16 protein-coding genes, 1 tRNA gene and 1 pseudogene are annotated in these 19,753 nt (G+C 50.8%); 12 read left to right on the top strand and 6 right to left on the bottom strand.

Annotated elements, in window-relative coordinates; all coding sequences use genetic code 11:
* Positions 1–98 precede the first annotated feature (98 nt).
* Positions 99–1,010, bottom strand: coding sequence for a KPN_02809 family neutral zinc metallopeptidase (gene ypfJ / locus G8770_RS04385; protein WP_167182175.1), 912 nt, complete (start codon positions 1,008–1,010; stop codon positions 99–101).
* A gap of 263 nt (positions 1,011–1,273) precedes the next feature.
* On the opposite strand from ypfJ, the gene G8770_RS04380 reads away from it, so the two are divergent.
* The 3 genes from G8770_RS04380 (at position 1,274) to G8770_RS04370 (ending at position 3,503) form a co-directional block, all read left to right on the top strand.
* On the top strand, positions 1,274–1,837 hold the full coding sequence (locus G8770_RS04380) for a nitroreductase family protein (RefSeq protein ID WP_167182172.1): 564 nt from the start codon (positions 1,274–1,276) through the stop codon (positions 1,835–1,837).
* A gap of 135 nt (positions 1,838–1,972) precedes the next feature.
* Positions 1,973–2,060 (top strand) — tRNA-Ser (locus G8770_RS04375).
* 75 nt (positions 2,061–2,135) lie between these two features.
* The gene (locus G8770_RS04370; protein ID WP_279537088.1) at positions 2,136–3,503 is read left to right on the top strand and encodes an integrase domain-containing protein; all 1,368 of its coding nucleotides are present in this window, start codon (positions 2,136–2,138) and stop codon (positions 3,501–3,503) included.
* Here the strand turns inward: G8770_RS04370 and G8770_RS04365 are convergent.
* A complete protein-coding gene (locus G8770_RS04365) occupies positions 3,500–3,688 on the bottom strand; it encodes a helix-turn-helix transcriptional regulator (RefSeq protein WP_167182169.1) in 189 nt (62 codons plus the stop codon). The genes G8770_RS04370 and G8770_RS04365 overlap by 4 nt on opposite strands.
* Positions 3,689–4,646: 958 nt before the next feature.
* Here G8770_RS04365 and G8770_RS04360 point away from each other — a divergent pair.
* The 4 genes from G8770_RS04360 (at position 4,647) to G8770_RS04345 (ending at position 8,650) form a co-directional block, all read left to right on the top strand.
* Positions 4,647–5,585: a phage integrase N-terminal domain-containing protein gene (locus tag G8770_RS04360; protein ID WP_167182166.1), complete on the top strand. Its 939-nt coding sequence runs from the start codon at positions 4,647–4,649 to the stop codon at positions 5,583–5,585.
* The gene (locus tag G8770_RS04355; RefSeq protein WP_208022037.1) at positions 5,557–6,165 is read left to right on the top strand and encodes a DUF2857 domain-containing protein; all 609 of its coding nucleotides are present in this window, start codon (positions 5,557–5,559) and stop codon (positions 6,163–6,165) included. Before G8770_RS04360 ends, G8770_RS04355 begins: the two co-directional genes overlap by 29 nt.
* A gap of 108 nt (positions 6,166–6,273) precedes the next feature.
* Positions 6,274–7,431 (top strand): STY4528 family pathogenicity island replication protein, encoded by a 1,158-nt coding sequence (locus G8770_RS04350; protein WP_208022036.1) that lies wholly within the window; start codon positions 6,274–6,276, stop codon positions 7,429–7,431.
* A gap of 289 nt (positions 7,432–7,720) precedes the next feature.
* Complete coding sequence (locus tag G8770_RS04345; RefSeq protein ID WP_208022035.1) at positions 7,721–8,650, top strand: PFL_4669 family integrating conjugative element protein; 930 nt, start codon at positions 7,721–7,723, stop codon at positions 8,648–8,650.
* Between the two features lie 89 nt (positions 8,651–8,739).
* Here the strand turns inward: G8770_RS04345 and G8770_RS04335 are convergent, their stop codons facing one another.
* From G8770_RS04335 to G8770_RS04320, 4 genes and pseudogenes are all read right to left on the bottom strand, one after another.
* Positions 8,740–9,789 carry an IS5 family transposase gene (locus G8770_RS04335; protein WP_167182160.1) on the bottom strand — a complete coding sequence of 350 codons (1,050 nt, stop codon included), beginning with the start codon at positions 9,787–9,789 and terminating at the stop codon, positions 8,740–8,742.
* A 542-nt stretch (positions 9,790–10,331) separates the two neighbouring features.
* Positions 10,332–10,490, bottom strand: a pseudogene (gene rd, locus G8770_RS04330) (rubredoxin); the annotation flags it as partial.
* A 28-nt stretch (positions 10,491–10,518) separates the two neighbouring features.
* Entirely contained in the window at positions 10,519–11,655 is a 1,137-nt protein-coding gene (locus G8770_RS04325) for an epoxide hydrolase family protein (protein WP_167182154.1), read from the bottom strand.
* Between the two features lie 95 nt (positions 11,656–11,750).
* Positions 11,751–12,530 carry a hypothetical protein gene (locus tag G8770_RS04320; RefSeq protein WP_167182151.1) on the bottom strand — a complete coding sequence of 260 codons (780 nt, stop codon included), beginning with the start codon at positions 12,528–12,530 and terminating at the stop codon, positions 11,751–11,753.
* A gap of 331 nt (positions 12,531–12,861) precedes the next feature.
* Here G8770_RS04320 and G8770_RS04315 point away from each other — a divergent pair, with 331 nt between their 5' ends.
* From G8770_RS04315 to G8770_RS04295, 5 genes are all read left to right on the top strand, one after another.
* Positions 12,862–13,737 carry a metal-dependent hydrolase gene (locus G8770_RS04315; protein WP_167182148.1) on the top strand — a complete coding sequence of 292 codons (876 nt, stop codon included), beginning with the start codon at positions 12,862–12,864 and terminating at the stop codon, positions 13,735–13,737.
* 130 nt (positions 13,738–13,867) lie between these two features.
* Positions 13,868–16,363, top strand: coding sequence for a TonB-dependent receptor (locus G8770_RS04310; RefSeq protein ID WP_167182145.1), 2,496 nt, complete (start codon positions 13,868–13,870; stop codon positions 16,361–16,363).
* Positions 16,364–16,522: 159 nt separating this feature from the next.
* Positions 16,523–17,167, top strand: coding sequence for a TetR family transcriptional regulator (locus G8770_RS04305; RefSeq protein WP_167182142.1), 645 nt, complete (start codon positions 16,523–16,525; stop codon positions 17,165–17,167).
* A 541-nt stretch (positions 17,168–17,708) separates the two neighbouring features.
* A complete protein-coding gene (locus G8770_RS04300; protein ID WP_167182139.1) occupies positions 17,709–18,875 on the top strand; it encodes an acyl-CoA dehydrogenase family protein in 1,167 nt (388 codons plus the stop codon).
* 6 nt (positions 18,876–18,881) lie between these two features.
* Positions 18,882–19,733 carry an SDR family oxidoreductase gene (locus G8770_RS04295; protein WP_167182136.1) on the top strand — a complete coding sequence of 284 codons (852 nt, stop codon included), beginning with the start codon at positions 18,882–18,884 and terminating at the stop codon, positions 19,731–19,733.
* Positions 19,734–19,753: the final 20 nt, after the last annotated feature.

Here is a 19,753-nt window from a genome sequence, read left to right as displayed (position 1 = left end):
GTTGCTGTGCATGGCACTGGAGCCGGCTTGAATAAGGCTGGGGCCGGCTGTGCCGATACGGTGTGCGCTGTTGCCTCCGTGCCCGTCAGATTTCCCGATTAGGGGGAGCCGGCGGCAAAGGTGTTGCAGTTCACCAGCTCCCCCGACTCAAAGCCCTGACGGAACCAGTGAACCCGTTGCTCGGAGCTGCCATGGGTAAAGCTGTCTGGGACGACATGGCCGGTGGCCTGTCTTTGGAGGCGATCATCCCCGATTGCGGTTGCGGCGGTGAGTGCCTCCTCCAGATCGCCAGGGTCGAGCATTTGACGTTCAGTTTGTGCCACATGCCCCCAAATTCCGGCCAGGCAGTCAGCCTGCAGCTCCTGTCGGACAGACAGGGCGTTGACCTGGCTTTTGCTGCGTCCCTGGCCTAATTGGCGGACCTGATCACTGATGCCCAGCAGGGTTTGCACATGGTGTCCGACTTCGTGGGCAATGACGTAGGCCTGCGCAAAATCCCCGGGGGCGCCGTATTGCTGGCTGAGGTCGCGAAAAAAGGACAGGTCGAGATAGACTTGCCGGTCACCCGGGCAGTAAAAAGGACCCATTGCCGACGAAGCCGCTCCGCAGGCAGAGTTTACGCGGCCGGAAAAAAGTACCATGGAGGGTTCCTGGTATTGCTTTCCCTGGGCTCTGAAAATGGCGTTCCAGGTGTCTTCTGTGTCCGCCAGGACGACGGAGACAAATTCGGTGAGCTCTTTTTCAGCGGCGGTCAGTTCCGGAGGGGGTTGCTGAGTGGTGGTGGTCGCCCCGCCGCCAAAGAGGACGGGTAAGATGTCTATGCCGAGAAAGCGGCTCACCACCACGGTAGCCACCCCTACGATCAAAATGGTCCTGCCGGTTTTGCTGGCCAGCATTCTGGGTAAGAAGCGCAGGAGCATGGCGCCGCCAGCACCTGCAGTGGCGTACCTGGCGCGTTGGCCACGACGGTCTTCCACGTTTGAACTTTGCCTTTTGCCACGCCAGCGCATGCTTTTCCTCTCTATTTTGGTCGATGTGTTCACGATGTCGGAGAGCCTCTTAAGGATAGGCCAAAAGCGGCTTGGTATTGGCGGTTCTGCAATCGATATTGGCTGACCGGGAATTGGCGCCGGGCAGGTGTCGCATCTTGACGCAAGTAATGGTTAAAATGGCGCTCCTTGAGGGGTGTTTGGTCGCTATTTGGTCAGTTTGATATGGCTGTAGGCAAACAACTTCTAAATACAACTTACGTTACAACCGAAAGAGAGTGTTCATGGAAGCCATAGATTTACTGTTAAATCGTGTGTCCTGCGGCAAGTTAACTATCCCCGCGCCCACGGCTGAGCAGCGCGTCTTGATGTACAAAGCCGCGATGCGCGCAGCGGATCATGGCAATTTACAGCCCTGGCGATTTTTGGAAATTGAGGGCGAGGGGCTGAAGGCTTTGGGGGACTTGTATGTTCAGGCTGCACGGGTTGATGATCCTGAGCTCTCAGAGGCACAGGCAGATCGTTTTCGGAAAATGCCTCTGCGGGCTCCGCTGGTGCTGGCGGCTATCGCGAAACATATCGAGCACCCTAAAGTTCCCCCGGTTGAGCAGGTCATTGCAGCGGGTGCCGCCACACAAAACCTGATCAATGCAGCGTTTGCTCTGGGGGTTGGGGCCTACTGGCGCAGCGGGGCAATGGTTGAAAGCCCTGTGGTAAAGGACGGGCTCGGGCTGCAGGGTGGCGAGGTGTTAATTGGCTTTATCTATCTGGGGACTCCTGCCGCGCCATTGAAGGCGGTGCCGTCGCCGGAGGTGGCGGATTTTTTTCTGCCTTGGCCGGCTAAATGACGTTGCCTTTCAGAAATCATTTGTGTAGAGTACCGCCCTCGCTGAATGAGCCGCTTCTTGAGGGTAAATGATGCGGTATTGCGCAGGCGTGCGTGACAGAGTTGTTAAAAATTCTGAGCGAAATACGCAAGAGCTGGAGAGGTGTCCGAGTGGTCGAAGGAGCACGCCTGGAAAGTGTGTAAGTCGCAAGGCTTCGGGGGTTCGAATCCCCCCCTCTCCGCCATTTTATGATCCTAGAGTGTTCTAGGATGTCTCGAAAAGGCCGTAAACCCCCGGGTTTACGGCCTTTTTCGTTCTTATGTCGTCTGATCGTAACTTGCTGAATCCGACCTTTTTAGTAACACTGGAAGTAACATTGAAGACTGTTGCTGAAATGGGTGTTACATCAATGGCTCGAACCGTAAAACCACTATCCAATACTCAAATACATCAAGCCAAGCCTCAGGATAAAGAATATAACTTACCTGACGGGGATGGGCTTGCCCTTAGAATCAAGCCTAGCGGCTCCAAGCTGTGGCTGTTCAATTATCTAAGACCTTACACCAAGCGACGCACGAACATGGGGTTTGGAGCATACCCAGAGGTCTCATTGGCCGATGCCCGGCGTCGACGTGCTGACGCGCGTGTACTGCTTGCCCAAGATATAGACCCTAAAGAGCATCGTGATGCCCAGATCAAACTGCAACTTGAGGCCAATGAGCTGACCTTTGAGCGTGTGATTAATCAGTGGTTTGAAATCAAGAAAGCATCAATCACACCGGGCCATGCTGAGGATGTTATTCGCTCACTAAACAAACATGTGATTCCTCAAATCGGCAAAGTTCCTGTTCACAAAATAACCGCACCTATGGTGATTGAAACTTTAAGGTTGCTGGCCGGTAGTGGCAAATTAGAGGCGGTCAAGCGTGTATGTCAGCGCCTTAATGAAATTATGGTATATGGTGTGAATACAGGGGTGGTGCCGAATAACCCATTGACTGGCATTCGCCATGCTTTCCAATCACCCAAGGCCGTGAATAACCCCACACTTAAGCCCAAGGAGTTACCCCAGCTGCTGAAAACACTTCAGCGGGCGAATATTCGACCTATCACCTGTTACCTCATACAGTGGCAACTCCATACTATGACCCGTCCCGGGGAGGCGTCGGGGGCACGTTGGGACGAGATAGACCAAGAACAGGCGGTGTGGGTGATCCCGGCTGAGCGAATGAAAAAGCGACGTGAACACGCGGTGCCGCTAACACCCCAAGTTAACGAGATCCTGAAAGCGCTGGAGCCTCTTAGTGGTAAAAGCCCGTTTTTATTCCCCAGCGATATAGATCCACGTAAACACGCCAATGCGTCAACCGCTAATGTGGCTTTGAAGCGGATGGGCTTCCATGGGCGACTTACGGCTCACGGGATGCGATCCTTGGCCAGCACGACTTTAAATGAGGAGGGTTTTGATCCAGATGTGATTGAAGCAGCTCTGGCTCATGTAGACAAAAACTCAGTTCGTGCCGCGTATAACCGTACCGACTACCTAAAACGCAGGCGCACGCTGATGGAATGGTGGAGTACGCATATTGACTGTTCCTGGTCAGTAAGGCACCCCACACCATTAACGACTGGATCGCTGGGCGAAAGACGAAATGGTGGTCATGTTTCCCAGCATTTTGGGGGTTAGTCCTTATGTGTCAGCCGGGATTCAATCCATTGAACAACCTTGCTTTCAAGCCAGCCGACAGAACGACTGCCGGTCAGCTGTACCTGGCTGGGGAAATTCCCTTTAGCGATTTCGGCATAGATGGTTGATCGCGACAACCCTGTCATGAGAACTACCTCCTTTAGCCTTAGTATTTTGCAGTCCATAGTATTTTTCCTTGCTCATTGAATGTGGGACCATCCTAAAGCGGCTATTAACCCCACAAAACCGAAAATCCCATCACGCGGTGATGAATAAACCGTGAAGGTGGTTCCAGTGTCGCCAGTCTGGTGACACTGGAACCACTGGCTTTGGGTTACTTCTGACGTCTGAATGCCGTAAGCAACGTGCGAAGCCCTCGTCACTGCCAACACGAAGTGGGGTAGTGACGAGGGCGGGAAGGCCCGTAACCGCGGGGGTTTCCGGTCGAATTTATACATGCTGTATTAATTACGTCTAACTATACTGTCGCCAGTTATCACAAAACGGTTCCATACGCGGCCACAGCGGTAATGTGGATGAGGCGGTCGACCTCGCTATCGTAAATAGCAAAAACGGCATCCGCGTCAACCGAGCTTAACTGACGCACAGCTTCGGCTGCAGCTCATCTTCAATGATTCTTCACTCACAGGGCTTACGTCCTTCCTTCAACCAGGCATTAGCCACTTCAACCCCGGCTCACAAGCAGCCGATCGTCTATTACGCCGTTCACTGAACGGGTTCTTTCAATCTGCGGGCAGATGGTTCCGCCTTACTTAAAAGGAGGTAAAAACTCACCACAAAATGGGCTTTTCAGGCCCATGAGTTAGCGTGGCATTAGCCACTTCAACCCCGGCTCGTCATTAGCCGATCATCCATTCTGCCGTTCAATGAGCGGTTTCTTTCAATCTGCGGACAGATGGTTCCGTCTTACTTAAACGGAGGTGAAAACTCACCATCAAGATGGGCTCGTCGAGCTCAGTGATTGGCCTGGCGTTATCTTCATCAGAAGAGCCGTTGGGTTGCCTGTCATCAGGCATATGATTGTAAACGGGAGTAGTGCCCCGTGACTGTCTGCTGTTGCAGAGCTGGTTAGGCTGAGGCCTGCTGGTTGGTCAAAAACACTTACCTGACTGGAGTCGCACTGTGAAAGACCTGAATTATCAATTGAAACAACTGTGTCAGCGCAATCGTGAAGGGAGCTACAGCACCCAAGCCAATAGGGCGTTTGCTCTCAACCAAATCGCCAATCAACTGCACAGTATGGGTTACCGAGGAATGACGACTCAGTCACTTAAGCCGAAACACGTGGACGCCTTGGTGGCACATTGGGTTGGCGAGCGTATGGCGGCTGGCACAATCAAAAATCGGATGAGTTGCTTGCGATGGTGGGCGGCTAAGGTGAATCGCCAGAATGTGGTGGCAAGATCCAATGCGTTCTACGGGATTCCAGATCGGCAGTTTGTCAGCAACGATTCCAAGGCCGTCTCGGTCAACGAGGAATCGCTGGCAAAAATATCCGACGACAGGATCCGTATGAGCCTTGAGCTGCAACAGGTGTTTGGTTTGCGCAGGGAAGAAGCAATCAAGTTCATCCCGGCATACGCAGACCAGGGAGATCGTGTACGGTTGAAGGCGTCGTGGACCAAAGGCGGTAAAGCCCGCGAGATTCCGGTACTTACGCCAGAGCAGCGGTCGGTGCTCAATCGAGCGCATCGCCTGGCCGGGTCGGGTTCGTTGATCCCGGCACAGAACACGTACATCCAACAGCTTCGACTGTACGAGCGGCACACGGCCTGTGCGGAATTGACCGTCGCCCCCGTTGATCGGTTGCTGCCACAGCTTGAGGAATCGACTGTCCTGCATCAGGCGTTGTCGTCGCACGATTCCGGTTTGCTGTTCAGTGGGGTGTGGACCCCCGATCCCGCGTATTTGAACAGTCTGCTGTGGCAGCAGTTAACGCCGTCGGATTGGCAGCTGTGGTGGCACATGATCGGCGCCTACCGGGCCATCAAGCGCCTGGCCTACGACACCGGGCTCAGCGGGTGGGCCGCGGATGAGTTCAGTTGTGATGTCGTCGAGTAAAGAAGCGGATCTCACCACGGCGGTGCTTATGTACGCCATGCGCTGTCTGGCGGAAGGCGACCAGCAAGCACTGAGGGCGATGAACTTTGGCCCGAAAGAACTCGATGCGTTAACAGAAATGAACCTCGGGGACCTCTACCGCGCGGACGCACTGCGAGTGCACTGTTTGCACATCGGTTTGAACCGCGAGGTCTTCTGGCCGATGCTGGAGCATTTGCGGCATCAGCGGGCATCGGAAGAGCTGCAACGGTCGCTGTTGGTGGCCGACGCGCCGCTGGAAATGATGCAGCAGTTGTTCGGGGTGAGCTCCCGCGAGTACACCCGCTGGCGCCGATTGCTGACCCTGGCCCCGTCCGTAGGGCGGCCGCCTGAATTGAGTGAGGCTGACACTCATGCGCTGTGGTACGCGTGGCAAGCTCAGCTTCAGCAACAGGACGGCGGCAGTTTAACCGCCACTGATTTCCTTTCCCTACACCACGAAACCGGCATTGGCTTGCGCTCTCTGTGGGCACTGGTACAACGCTGGGACAGCTACGGCGTGGGCTCCCCTGGCGAGCAGGCTGCCAGGAATGGCCGATAAGGACACTCGACCGCGGCCGGCAACCCTGGCGCTGGATGCGCTGATCAAAGCCACAATCACCCGTGTCAGCGCCCGGGCGGCGCGTCCGGGCCGGAAGCCCTGTTGTTTGTGGGCAACTGGCATCAGTCCATTCCGACTCTGGTTATCCAGGATCCGGTGCTGGAGCCGGTCGACAAACTGGTGTGGATGGTGATCATGCTCTGCGCCAGCGAGTCCCGGGGACACGCGGCGTTCCCGGATTACGACACCCTGGCCCGCACCTCCAACGTCTCCTCCACGGCCACCATTGCCCGGGCATTGGCGATCCTGCGCCTGACGCGCTGGTTGACCCAGTGCGCCAAGGTGCGTCAGCAGAGCGGCCGTTTCAGCCGCAACCTCTACATCCTTCACGACGAACCCTTACCCTTGGTCGATGCGCTCTATCTGGATGAGACGTACATGGCGTTTGTGGAACAGGCCCAAACCCATCACCACGCGCGTGTGCGGCGGGTTGCCGAGGCAGTGTCCGACAGCCTGAATCTGGACATTCGGGAAGGACGCAGTCTGGGCGGGTTGGAGTCCGCGGTGGAGCGCCGGTTACAGGCGGCGCAGGTTTTGTCGGCGTCAACGGGAAAGCACGACACGGGCGGGCGTTATTTTACGTTTCAGGCGGCCGTCCTGCAGGGTCTGAAACCGTCTGTGGTGTCGGGGGAGGGCGGGAACCGACTTCAAAATTTAAAGGCGGCGGAAACACACTACAACGGTAGTAGTAGTTGTAAAAACCATTATAAAAAAACTACTACTACTACAACTACACAAAATCCGCGCGCGCGAGGGCGTGATTGTCTGGTTCCGCAGCGGCCAGAGAATTCACCCACACCGACACCAACACCGACACCCACAGCCCTGATCTACCCACCGCGTTTGTCGGAGAATCAAAAACACCTGGCCGATCGGTACCTGGCCATGCTCGCACCGGAAGACCGGCAACCGGTACTCGATGAGTTGCAGGGGCGGTTGGAGTCCGAGCACAAGGGCATGAAGCCGGTGTACGACGAGTTGCGATTTTTGCATTCACTGTGCAAGTCGGCCGAGCTGGGTGAATTTGTGCCGAATCTGGGGATCAAGGTGGCTGAAGCTAGACGGGATCGTGTGCGGCACGTGCCGTCGTGCGAAGACGAGCCGCAAACCCTTGAGGATGCGCAGGCACAATCGAGTGCCAAAGCGTTGGGTGAGGAACAGTTGGCCAAATTGCGGGCGTCGCTTGGGATGGATCGCAAGCCCTGAGCGGCGTCAGCTGCCGGTGGCTCCGGCGAACGGTTCCACTGTCACCACTGCGGACCCTGGTTCCACTGCCACCACCGCGTATCCCTGGTTCCACTGTCACCACTGCGTATCCCTGGTTCCACTGTCACCACCGCGTATCTCTGGTTCCACTGTCACCACCGCGTATCCTTGGTTCCGCTGTCACCAATCCCTTCGGATAAGGACACCACACGCCGACGGGATTTTGTGTGGAGCCCGCGCCTTCATCGTGAGTTCATAGGGCGTAGATTTTCCGCTGTGGGCACGAACCATGAGTTCAGACACTGACATCGATTTCGACGCAATCCCACCGAGTGCGCACCTGGCCAGAACGGGTGGCTTGCAGGGTGACGTCTGGCTGACGCTGCAGACCTATCAGGCTCAGGCGTTGATTCGTGGGCGTCGGGCCGAGGAGGGTAAACCCGTCATCGTGGGGTTACTGGGGTTTGCCGAGCGCTTGCGAACCCTGTGGCAGGCCGCCAGGATGGACGACCCCTACGCCGATTGGTGGCTGCTGAAAGTGGAAGAGGGCATTGCCGGCAGTCGAGCCCAGCTGTGTCGATTGCAGCAGTTGCTGGAGGCGTTGATCGCCTCGGCGGAGGGGCTGGAGGTGAGCATTGCCCACTCTGAGCGGCCTCAGCGGGTCTCGCTGCAGTTTGCCAGCCCATACGCCTTTCGGGCCGCGCAGTTGCTGGCGGATTACGACCAAGTGGTGTGTACCGCGATGACTTTGCGGCACGTAGGCATGACGATTCCCGATGCACTCCTGGATCAACTCAAGGGCAGCGGTCGATGGGTGCGCCGCGTGTTGAGCGGGCGCGGATGGGGGAGGTGCCGATTGAGGTCCTGCAGGGTGACCGATTGCCGTCCCTGCGGCCGACGGCATTTCGACGGGACGGGGAGCCGGATCGCGACCCGCTGGTTGATGCATAGGCGCAATGGCCACTGGCCCCCAACAACAGTTCAAGCTTTCCCTGGATACCCGGGTGCCACTGGAGGCGGTGGTGTTGCAGCGCCTCTACCGCTTGCCGAAAGGCCGGCAGACGGAGTGGTTGCGGCAACTGTTGCTGGTGGGGTTTCGGAGCGAGTGTCAGACTGGCAAGCCCCTAGCACCCTAGCAGCTGTTGAAAAAACACAGTCTGCCTGTAAATTCTTAACGGTAAATACACTCCGCCTTGGGGTGAAGATTTCCTTTTCCTGACCGTTTCAAACCATCGGCTGTGTTCAATTTTATATTTTGAACATGTTAGTGGTTTTGTTTGACGAAAATCGAGCCTTTCTGGACCAGATTCAGGCCAATAACCCCTTCAGCCGGGTTACGTTATAAGCCGCTGCCGTAAATCGGAAAATCCAGGCGGTCTTTGCCCGTCCCACATGGCGTAGTTTACGCATCAGACCAAACTCTTTCATCCAACCAAAGCATTCTTCAATGTGTTTTTGTTTGATCTGGCTGATTCGATAGCCCCAGGATTTTGTCGTCCTGCCATCAATCACACTCCCAACTGACTTCTGAGCAACATGCGGGGTAATCGTCAAGCCTCGACAGCCATCGACAAATTCTCCCGTGTCGTAGCCCCTGTCCGCACCGACAGTCATTCCCGGACGCGAACCCTGAGCGGCCAACATGGTCGTACCCGCATCCCATTCCTGACGTGTACCGGCTTCTGTGACTTCCGCCTCAACAATCAGGCCGTTACGATTTTCGGTCAATAAATGTCCCATGTGGCACAGGCGAGATTCTTTGCCTGCGCTCTTTCTATACAGTTTGGCATCGCCATCTGTCGTGGACTTGTGAGTTCTGTTACTGCGCTTTTGGCCGTGGAAGTTCTCTCCATCATCATCGTCTGATCCTTCCTTGGGCTTAAATGACTTCATCGACGCACAGGCCTCCAGCAGGGTTCCGTCTACGGAGAAGTGATCACGGGACATCAGCTTCTTGGCGTACGCCTGCTTTTTAATAGCGTCGAAGAACAGTTCATCAATATTGTCCCGCATCAGACGATCCCGGTTCTTGGAAAATACCGAGTGATTCCAGACGCGATCATCCATACTCAAGCCTACAAACCAGCGGAACATCAAGTCGTAGTCCAGTCTTTCCACCAGCTGTCGCTCTGAGCGAATAGTAAAGAAGATCTGCAACAGCATGGATCGAATCAGTTGTTCAGGCGGAATAGATGGCCTGCCTACCGATGAATACATATCGTTAAAGGCCGGTTCAATCTCTACCAGTGCGGTATCGACGATCTTGCGTACTTTGCGAATGGGGTGATTGTCTGGAATACGGGCTTCCAGACTGACATAGCTGAAAAGTTCACCCTGATTAGTTGAATCGCCGCGCATTGTTCTTCACCTGATATACGATGGCGGTATTGTCTCATTTTTGGGGTTTTTCAACAGCCGGTTAAGCACTCAGTATAAAATTGCATTTATCTGCTCCATGAAATTGAATTTATTTTCAGATGAATCTTTTTTCATCGATGATGCATGGTTTTGAAGAGACATTTATGCTTCTTTAAGGTTGAAATACTGGAGTGATAATCTATTTATATTCAAAAAAACTTTTAATCTCTGATTTTGGTAGGCTCTTCCACAATCTAATAACTACCGCATTACTCGAATAGATTATCCATTGCCAAGCCCACCTGATTACCACACTATGCTCCCCATCGACTTGCGGGAGCAGCTGTGTTATGAAGCCCCAATCCTGGCTGACTACATGTTCGATACTGGATGTATTCATTTTACCAATAAAGTCTACCGATGCGGATGCCGGACGTGAATCTTTGTACAGAATTCTTGATGAGCGGAATGTGCAAACCTTCCCTGATTAGGTAAGCCTCTTGGTTTTATATATTTTATTGATCGCTCAGCTTGAACTACTCCTCCAGAAGTTCAAAATCTTCTTTGCCGACACCGCAGTCAGGGCACATCCAGTCGTCAGGAATGTCTTCAAATTTTGTACCGGGCTCAATTCCGGATTCTGGATCACCTATCGACTCGTCATAGGTCCAGTCACAGATAAAGCAGTGCCATTTGTTCATAAATCACCTTATAGCCTAAGTTTGTTTATTAACGAATCGATCTGAAGGAACTTCTTACTTCAGAGATGAAAATATTGGGTTGCTCAAAAGCCGCAAAATGACCGCCTTTTTCACATTCATTCCAATAGTGTAATTTGGTGTAGACTTTTTCAGCCCAGCGTTCAGAGGTCAGAAATATTTCTTTGGGAAATAAACTAATACCAGTAGGGATGTCAATATTGTCAGTGAAAATAGAGTTAAAGCTTTCCCAGTAAAGGCGGGCAGATGAAGCCCCGGTTGCGTTTAGCCAATAGATCATAATGTTGTCGAGCATTTGATCGTAACTGAGTACGTCTTCTGGTTTGCCGTTATTGTCAGTCCAGGCGAAGTATTTTTCGTATATCCAGGAGGCCAACCCAACCGGTGAATCCACCAGCGAATAACCGACGGTTTGTGGCCTGGTGGACTGCTGTTTGCTGTAACCACTATCCCATCGCTCATAGTGTTCCATTTTCGCCAGCGCGGTTTGCTCAAGTTGGGTCAGGTTTTCTATATCCACTAAGACAGGGTTAATGATCACAAGATTTAAATGAATCCCAAGGCATGAGGGTGGGTTAATTTTTCCGATGGTCGAGGTTACTGCCGAACCCCAATCGCCCCCTTGCGCGACGAACTGGCGGTATTCCAGTCGTTCCATTAGTGTGATCCAGGCGTTAGCAATGCGCTCAAGGTTCCAGCCCGAGTGTACCGGCTTGCCGGAAAATCCAAATCCGGGAAGCGATGGAATCACCAGATGAAAGGCATCACTCGCTTCCCCTCCATGGGCGGTGGGGTTGGTCAGTGGTTCAATTACCTCCAAAAATTCAATGATTGAACCCGGCCAGCCGTGGGTCATGATCATGGGGGTGGCGTCGTCGTGTGGCGATTGGATATGCATAAAGTGAATAGGCAAACCGTCAATCGTGGTGACGAACTGCGGGTACTGATTAAGTCTGCGCTCACAGCGCCGCCAGTCGTAATCATGTTGCCAGTAATCCACTAGATCTTTAACCGCCTTTAAAGGCGCACCTTGACACCAATCAATGACCGTTTCTTGCTCTGGCCATCGGGTGAGTCTCAGTCGTAACGCCAAATCGTCCAGCTGTTGCTGTTCAATGTTAACCGTGAAGGGGGTGATGCTAGTCATAGTTTAGTTCGCTTATCTGGCTCGTAATGTGAGCTTCATTCAATCTGGCACTTAGCGGAATAGGGGATGGCTTTTGATCGGATAACGTGTATGACTTAAGACATCAGAGGGGTAGCCTGTGGCGTTATTCTGGTAGCGGGTAGTACTTTAGACGCGATATAAACGCAGTATATAGAGGCCAGAATGCTGATGATACTGGTTACTTGCACTAGCCAGGGGGTCACAGTGGGCCAGTGAAGGCCAATAATAACCGGAGAGCCTACCCCAAAATTTATCATAAAGAAGGTCGACGGGAACAACACTAATAGCCCCAGAAATTGAAGGTTACTGGTTGCCCGTGTTCGGATTAAGGAAGCAATGACGCTGTAGCAAATTACTTGTGTAGCCTCCAGAACACCGATCACCAGCGGGTAATCAAAAATGCGGAAAGCATGAGGACCCCAATAGGTGTAAGCACCGCAATTAATCCCCGTGATTTCGAAAGCCATAGACATGGACAGTGCTATCAACCACCACTTGAATAACCCAGTTCTATCAAGGCCATTGCGTATGGCCTCCACAATAAGCATCGCAGTGCCGGAATAGAGAACAACATAACCGCTATGGGTCCAGTTCGGTTGGGGTATCGCGAACGCGGTAAAGTGGGACCAAATGCCTGGAGTGTAAAACCACAGCATGAAGCCAACATCGTAGAGTGGTTCAGCGTAGGCACCGCAAAGTCCTGCCAGTACCAATAATGTGTAAAACGGACAGCCATCACGTTTGTCTTTTATAACCGCCATGATCAGAAACACCAGAGTTAAGCTCCAGCTGCCGACCGTTAATATTGTTTGCATGGTGAGGTTTAGAGGGTGGTCAATGGGTTGCACGGGCATTGTGATTACTCCTGCTGAGATGTTTAGGTGCCAAAAGAGTGGTGCAGCTTGGGTGAGCTGGTCCCGGATTTTGGCTCTATTAGGGTTATTATCTAGTCACATAATGCTATTGATATTCGAGTTAATACTATCCTTACTTGTATTGATATATTTGTCAATATAGATTTGGCGTCTGATCTAATATTTCTTTGTAAAAAGTTATTGATAATTGTATCAATAGCAAATATATTTATTGATATCTTGGTCAATAGGGCGTTTTTAGGGCTTCGATAAATGCGAGGTAGCTGTTAAAGGTGCCCTAATTTTTTAAAGTTATATGGAGGTTGATACCTTGAGAACTTCTGACAGTGAATTAGTGGTAAGAAAAATTGAGGCAGACTTTTCTGAAGCAAGAATTGATTGGCTGCCATCGGATCCTGAGTTAGCTCAATTCTGGAATGCCGTCAGTATTGGCTTGCCGATGCTGGAAGGCCACCTGATACGTGCTTTAGCACAAGCTAAAAAGCATTTACCAGAAGGTCGAGATGATTTGTTCCGGGATTGTGAGCTGTTTTGTCAACAGGAAGCCAACCACACTAAAGCGCATTTAAAGTTTAATGAAAAAGTCGTGGAGTCAGGTCTATATCCGGAAATTACCCAGCATCTTGACCGATTAAAATCGGATTACATACGTTTTGATAAAGAAATGGATTTGGACTTCTGTATGCATTACGCAGAAGGGTTCGAAACGGTCGGTCCAATATTGGCAGAATATTTCCTGGTACAGGCCAATAAACGTTTGACGGAGCAGGGTGTGGATTTGATGACGTTGTCTTTATGGCGCTGGCATCTGGCGGAAGAATACGAGCACCGTTGTTGTGCGTTTAATGTGGTGGAAGCACTTTATGGCAGTTATTGGCGTCGTATTCGAGGCATCATTTTTGCTACCAGTCACTTGTTGGGTTTCGTTGTGCCGCTTAGTGAATATATGTTGAAACAGGATGTTGAAGCTGGTCGAGTGGACGGTGGATTCAAAGGGTTTTGGCGAAAGTTTCGTTCATACACTGGTATGGCGACGTTTATGCTTCCAAGAGTTCTGAAAGCATTTATGCCATGGTACAACCCCAAGCACTTAAAACCGCCTAAGGGCTGTGATGCTGTGTTGAACATTGCATCCGAGACGCTGTCGTTAAATGAAATGGCTGCCAGGGCTTACGAAACAATTTAAACCACGTTTGTTTGATCTGATCCTGTAATGATTAAAGATTTGCTGAATTTGATTGAATAAAAATGGCATATAAATTTACTCTATATAATTAAATTTATAAGAATAATGTTAATAATATAAGGAGAGTTTTATGAAAAAAAATAAACAATTCATGCATACAGTTGCAGCTATGTCAGGTGGATTATTAGCTTTAAGTGCTCAAGCGAATTTCGAATTGGAAGAGGTCATAGTAACGGCTACAAAGCGTGCAGAATCCCAGCAAGATGTTCCGCTGGCGGTAACAGCTTTTGATTCCAGCGCTATGGAACGCCGGGGGATTACAGAAACCTCAGAAATGACGGGTATGGTTCCTTCTCTCGTTGTCTCTTCACCATTCGGACGCACACAGCCTAACTTTGCATTGCGTGGAGTTAGCGTTGCCAACGAGTTCAATCCCAATGCAGCCTCCCCTATTGGTTTCTATGTTAATGAGGACTACAAACAGTTTCGGCCTACCCACGGAATGCAGCTGTTCGACCTTGAAAGAGTCGAGGTCATCCGTGGTCCTCAGGGAACCTTGTTTGGTCGCAATACCACTGGGGGAGCTATTTCAGTTCACACAGTGAAGCCTCAATTGGGTGAGGTCGGCGAATTCAGTGGCTATGTGAAAGGAAAATATGGTAATTACAATCGCTGGTCAGTAGAGGCGGCAACTGAAACCACATTGATTCAGGATAAACTCGCTGTACGCCTTGCTGTCACCGAAAATCAGGGGGACGGTTATATCGAAAACAAAACCCCTAAAACCATTCAGAGCATCCCGGAATTGCTCTTAGGTGCACCGGGGACAAAACAAGTTGACGCCCTCACTTCTGAAGATTTTGCCTCAGTTGATGATCGCGCTTTCCGCGCCACGGCAGTATGGACCCCAACGGATACCGTCGAAGTCACTTTTGTTGTCACCCACGGCGAAGCCAACCCGATTGGTGCAGCATCTATCACCAACGAATTCGGGCCGGTCAATGCAACGGGTGAATACGCCAATATTTTTGGCTACAACCGGGAAATGTTTGGGGCCACTGACGAAGACGAAGCCGTTGCCGATCAAACTGGTCACTACTCTTCCAGTGCAGACGATTACGGCCTGACAGTAAATTGGGATTTGTCTGACAACCTGACCCTGACTTCGATTACCGGTTATCAGGAAGGTGACATGGGTGTACCGAGAGATTGTGACGGGCTCCCCATCAAAGCCTGTTTTGTAGATTTCAACTCTGAATTCGATCAATTTAATCAAGATATACGCCTGTCCTGGGATTTTGACAGAACCCGAATCATTGTCGGTGCCTACTACGGCGAAGATGAGGTTAAGACGCTTAACGATGAAACTTTTTTCGGACCTCAAGCTGATCTTGCAGGCATTTCAACAGCCACGTTTGCCGCTCTGGGCGCCAGCAACCCTCTGGCTCAACAGCTCGCAGATGCTCTGACCGATGCAGGCCTGTCAGCTTATCCATCCTTCAACCCACCCGTAGATTCCTACATTGCGCCAGCACCACTTGGACTCGGAGCTTTTGTTGGTAACCCGGCATTACTCGCCTCAGGCTTTAGAGCTGTTTCTCAGTTCACCCAGTCACGCGAATCTAAAGCGATCTATTTTGAAGGTTCTCATGATGTCACTGAATCACTCACCCTGACTCTGGGGCTGCGATACACCGAAGATGACTTTGAATTAAGCGGTTTACGCTCTACATTCTACGATCTAACTACTGGATTGGCTCAATACAACGCCATTCCACTCAACGCCTCCCCGGACCAGAATCAGACGCTGGCCCCATTAACAGGCGCATCGGATGAGTATACTGGTCGCTTCATTGTCGATTACAAAGCGACAGACTCGATTATGGCTTTTGCCAGCTACAGTCGCGGCTATCGTGCTGGTACCTTTAACGGCAAGGCTTCTCAATCCGTGTCCCAAGTTACGTTCGTTGAGCCAGAATTTGTGGACAATTACGAAATCGGTGTCAAATCCAGGTTGTTTGATGATCGTATCCAGCTCAACGCCACTCTATTCCTGGCCGAGTACGAAGATCAACAAGTTCAAGAAGTTGTAGGGGCAACCAGCTTTTTACGCAATGCATCCGGCGTTATGCAAGGCCTGGAAGTAGAAATGGAAGCCATAGTAACAGACACCTTTCTCCTGGGTGTAAATCTGGGTCTGCTGGATACGGAATATGATGACGGCGTGATCGTTAACGGCTTGGATTTGGGCGGTAATGAATTCCCGTTTGCACCGTCTACGACAGTGAGCGTTTTTTCGAACTGGGAAATCATGGAGCTGGGTGATGGAACTCTGGAGCTGTCTTCGGTTGTCCGTTACCAGGATGACATTTGGTTTGATCCGTTCAACGACCAGAAAACCAGTCAAAACGGGCCTGGTAAATCATCACAAATGCAAGAAGCTTATACCCTGGTGGATTTGCGTTTGTCGTACATGGCTACCGACTTTGAAGTGTCTTTTTGGAGCAAAAACGTTACCGACAAGACCTACTACGTATCCGGTTTTGATACTTCATCATTTTTATCGGACGACCTGATCAGGGGGGAGCCGAGAACTTTTGGTGTTGAGGCCAAGTATCACTTCTGATACCCAACTGAGAAAATCAGTAATCATTTTATAGATATCTCCACTTTTACGGCTGGCTATTATAGCCAGCCGGTTTTTTCTTTGCCTAATGGAAGACGGTCAGTAACCTTCTCTGATATTGTCTTAGGATAGGATAGTATCATTAGGAGTCACTAAGGCGTGCCAGAAAAACACAAAGGTAATGAAAAACACACAAAGCGCTCAAGAGCTGTACGCATGTCTCCGGAACAGCGTCAGCAGCAGTTGTTGGTTTGTGCGTTGTCCGCTTTTGCAGAAAAAGGGTTTGGTGAGGCCAGTCATAGTGATCTGGCTGAGAGGGCCAATGTGTCTGTGCCGACGACCTTTCATTATTTCCCATCACGTGAGTGCCTAATAAACGCTGTCATTGGGGAAGTGACCCGGTTTTTAATTGAGGATTTCGTAGAGGTACGTATTCTGAATCCGGCTGAGGCTACATCAATATCAGTGGGCGAAATGTTAATGGCGTTCGCCGATGCGATTGATGAAAAGCCGGATTATATTCGTATCTGGATGCAGTGGAGTTCTAATGTGCAAGGGCCGGCGTGGAAAGAGTATACGGAATTCCAGCGACGTGTTTTAAAAACCTTAAAGATATTACTTTTGCGTGGCAGGCGCGACGGATCTTTACACCCGAAACTCGATTGTGAAATAGCCAGCAAAGTGATTTTAGCCTGTGCAACTATGGTAGCGCATATGAAATTTGATCATAGTTCACGGCAGGATATTCAGCGAGCTGTTGACTCCATCGTCGCTGGGTATTTAGAGGGCTACCGAGAGAGCTAGGTTGAGGGCTTCGCTGCGGTGAAGCTATAGGGGTTAGTGGCCCCTCGGGTCACCACGAGCAGAGCCTCAGTTTTGATGGGTCTTATTGTTCGTTGTGCGCCAATTTCATGCTTCATTAGCACACTTCTTCTGCTGCAGGCGTTGTATCTGGTAGCCGATCATGGCTGGATTTAACGTTGACCTCTCAACGATCAAATGAATACCCCATTGACAATAAATAGTGGTTAACAGTTTAAACCTTTCAGCTGTTGAACCACCTTACTCGGGTTTCGGACTACTCACCAGGTTCAACACTAAGCTCTTGTGGAAAGGCCGTGGCATAAATTTCAATTCTAGCAGTCAAGGGACCAGATTGTGCATCATTGCTGAGATCGTTGACGCCCGTGGACTTCCCTTGATCATGGATGGATTAGTTGGGCTAACATTTCTCTTCTTCCCTTTATGAGATAATTGAGTTAGACTCAAAACAAATGTAAGATAATGTTTATATTACAATATTATTCTTTTATTAAAGTCTATTCATAAATATGTGAGGCTCAATATGGGTTCTTTTTTGTTGGCGGATGAGCAGGTGGCTTTACAGGAATATGCCGATCATTATGCTCGCAGGGAATTGTATCCTTTAGCCTCAAAAATGGACGCAGATGAGTATTGGCCCAAGGAGGCAATGCCTGAGTTGGCTCGTTTGGGGTTCATGGGGATGACTATTCCCGAGCAGTATGGCGGTGCCGGTTTGTCGATTTTGGATGCCGGTCTGGTGCTGCAGGCGTTTTCCCGATGGAATCATGCGTTTGCTCTAAGCTGGATTGCGCATGACAATCTCTGTGCCAATAACATTTTTATCAATGGCAGTGAATATCTTCGAGAACGTTATTTACCCGCCATGTGTCGGGGAGAATCCATTGGCTGTTTGGCGTTGACGGAGCCGGGTGCTGGCTCGGATGCTCTGGGATCGATGAAAACTTCAGCGGTGTCCGAAGGGGACGCTTTTGTGATCAATGGGACCAAGCTTTATATCACTAATGGACCCGTCTCTGATGTGTGTCTTTTATATGCAAAAACACAAAAAGATAAAGGCAGTAAAGGTATTACCGCGTTTGTTGTCGAGACGTCGACGCCTGGATTTTCCGTTGCTCAAAAGCTGACAAAAATGGGCTTTCGAGGCAGCCAAACGGCAGAACTTGTGTTCGATAATGTGCGGGTTCCAAAAGAGAATATCGTCGGTGAGCTGCATCAGGGGCATCGTGTGGTTATGAGCGGCCTGGATCTGGAGCGCGCGTTGATTGCACCAATTAGTCTCGGTATTGCAGAGAGAGCCCTGGAGTTGAGTGTTGATTATGTCAAGACTCGGCAGCAATTTGGCAAAACAATTTCCAGCTTTCAGATGGTTCAGTCTCATATAGCGGATATGTATGTCTGGGTAGAAACCATGCGCTCGTTTTGTCATCAAGTGTTGAAAGAAGCATCAGAAATAGACAAATCTGACGCCGGACAGGGTGAGATACATGCACGCACCGCAGCCTCGGTAATGTATTGCGCTAATACCTCAGCAAAGGTGTTGGATTTAGCGGTACAGGTACATGGGGGTAGTGGTTACATCTGGGAATCTGAGGTTAACCGCCTGTTCCGGGCCATTAAGTTATTGGAAATTGGTGCTGGTACGACTGAGGTGAGAAAAATGATTATTGCGGAAGAATTATTAGGGTAGGTCTTTATGAAGGCTTCAGAATTTGGTTTAACCGATGAAGAGCTGGCTCACCTTGAGACTATCTACAAAGAAAATTTGTTTGAGTCAAAGCGTGTGGTCATTAGTGGTGGTGGCAGCGGGATTGGTTTATCTATCGCGTGGCTGTGTGGAAGGCTTGGTGCAGAAGTCGTGCTTTTGGGGCGAGATCAGGAAAAACTCTGTTCCGCTTGTGATAAGTTGGCAAAACACGGGGTTAAAGCGGCGGCGTATTCCTTAACAATACGCAGTGCTGAGCAAGTTGATGCAACATTGAGAGCTATTGTCACGGATCACGGCGAATTTGATATTTTAATTAATAGTGCCGGAGGTCAATTTCCCCAGCCGGCAATGGACATATCCCCCAAAGGTTGGAATGCGGTTGTAGATACAAATCTAAATGGTACCTGGTACATGATGCAGTCCAGTGGCCGTTTATGGATGGAGCAGCAGCGCCCAGGCGTGGTGGTTAATATCGTAACCGTAGTCGATAGGGGGATGGTGGATATGGTGCACAGTGCTGCCGCCAGAGCGGGTGTTATTGCGGCTACCAAGACTCTGGCTGTGGAGTGGGCCCCCTATGGTATTCGCCTCAATTGTGTAGCTCCTGGCGTGATTGCCTCGGAGGGAATGCGGGTGTATAGCGATGCTGCGCGGCAGCAGTTTCCTAATTCTAATCCGATGAAACGCTTTGGTTCACCCTGGGAAATCGCTCAATCGGCTATATATTTGGCCAGTGATGCTTCCTCCTTTACAACCGGTGATATAATGACGGTCGATGGTGGTGGTCGACTTTGGGGTGAACTCTGGCCCTTCAGAAAACCGGATTATTTTCAGACCTAGAGGCTGTAAATGGTGATCCA

This window comes from Pseudomaricurvus hydrocarbonicus, from assembly GCF_011602365.1.
Lineage (GTDB): Bacteria > Pseudomonadota > Gammaproteobacteria > Pseudomonadales > Cellvibrionaceae > Pseudomaricurvus > Pseudomaricurvus hydrocarbonicus.
This window is presented reverse-complemented; position numbering and strand designations above follow the sequence as displayed.

Bases quoted from the DNA above. Each gene is read 5' to 3' on its own strand.
- G8770_RS04335 (WP_167182160.1), bottom strand. From the start codon at position 9,789: ATGCGCGGCGATTCAACTAATCAGGGTGAACTTTTCAGCTATGTCAGT.
- G8770_RS04310 (WP_167182145.1), top strand. From the start codon at position 13,868: ATGAAAAAAAATAAACAATTCATGCATACAGTTGCAGCTATGTCAGGT.
- G8770_RS04300 (WP_167182139.1), top strand. From the start codon at position 17,709: ATGGGTTCTTTTTTGTTGGCGGATGAGCAGGTGGCTTTACAGGAATAT.
- G8770_RS04345 (WP_208022035.1), top strand. From the start codon at position 7,721: ATGAGTTCAGACACTGACATCGATTTCGACGCAATCCCACCGAGTGCG.
- G8770_RS04380 (WP_167182172.1), top strand. From the start codon at position 1,274: ATGGAAGCCATAGATTTACTGTTAAATCGTGTGTCCTGCGGCAAGTTA.
- G8770_RS04320 (WP_167182151.1), bottom strand. From the start codon at position 12,530: ATGCCCGTGCAACCCATTGACCACCCTCTAAACCTCACCATGCAAACA.
- G8770_RS04370 (WP_279537088.1), top strand. From the start codon at position 2,136: ATGTCGTCTGATCGTAACTTGCTGAATCCGACCTTTTTAGTAACACTG.
- G8770_RS04295 (WP_167182136.1), top strand. From the start codon at position 18,882: ATGAAGGCTTCAGAATTTGGTTTAACCGATGAAGAGCTGGCTCACCTT.
- ypfJ (WP_167182175.1), bottom strand. From the start codon at position 1,010: ATGCGCTGGCGTGGCAAAAGGCAAAGTTCAAACGTGGAAGACCGTCGT.
- G8770_RS04355 (WP_208022037.1), top strand. From the start codon at position 5,557: ATGAGTTCAGTTGTGATGTCGTCGAGTAAAGAAGCGGATCTCACCACG.
- G8770_RS04325 (WP_167182154.1), bottom strand. From the start codon at position 11,655: ATGACTAGCATCACCCCCTTCACGGTTAACATTGAACAGCAACAGCTG.
- G8770_RS04365 (WP_167182169.1), bottom strand. From the start codon at position 3,688: ATGGACTGCAAAATACTAAGGCTAAAGGAGGTAGTTCTCATGACAGGG.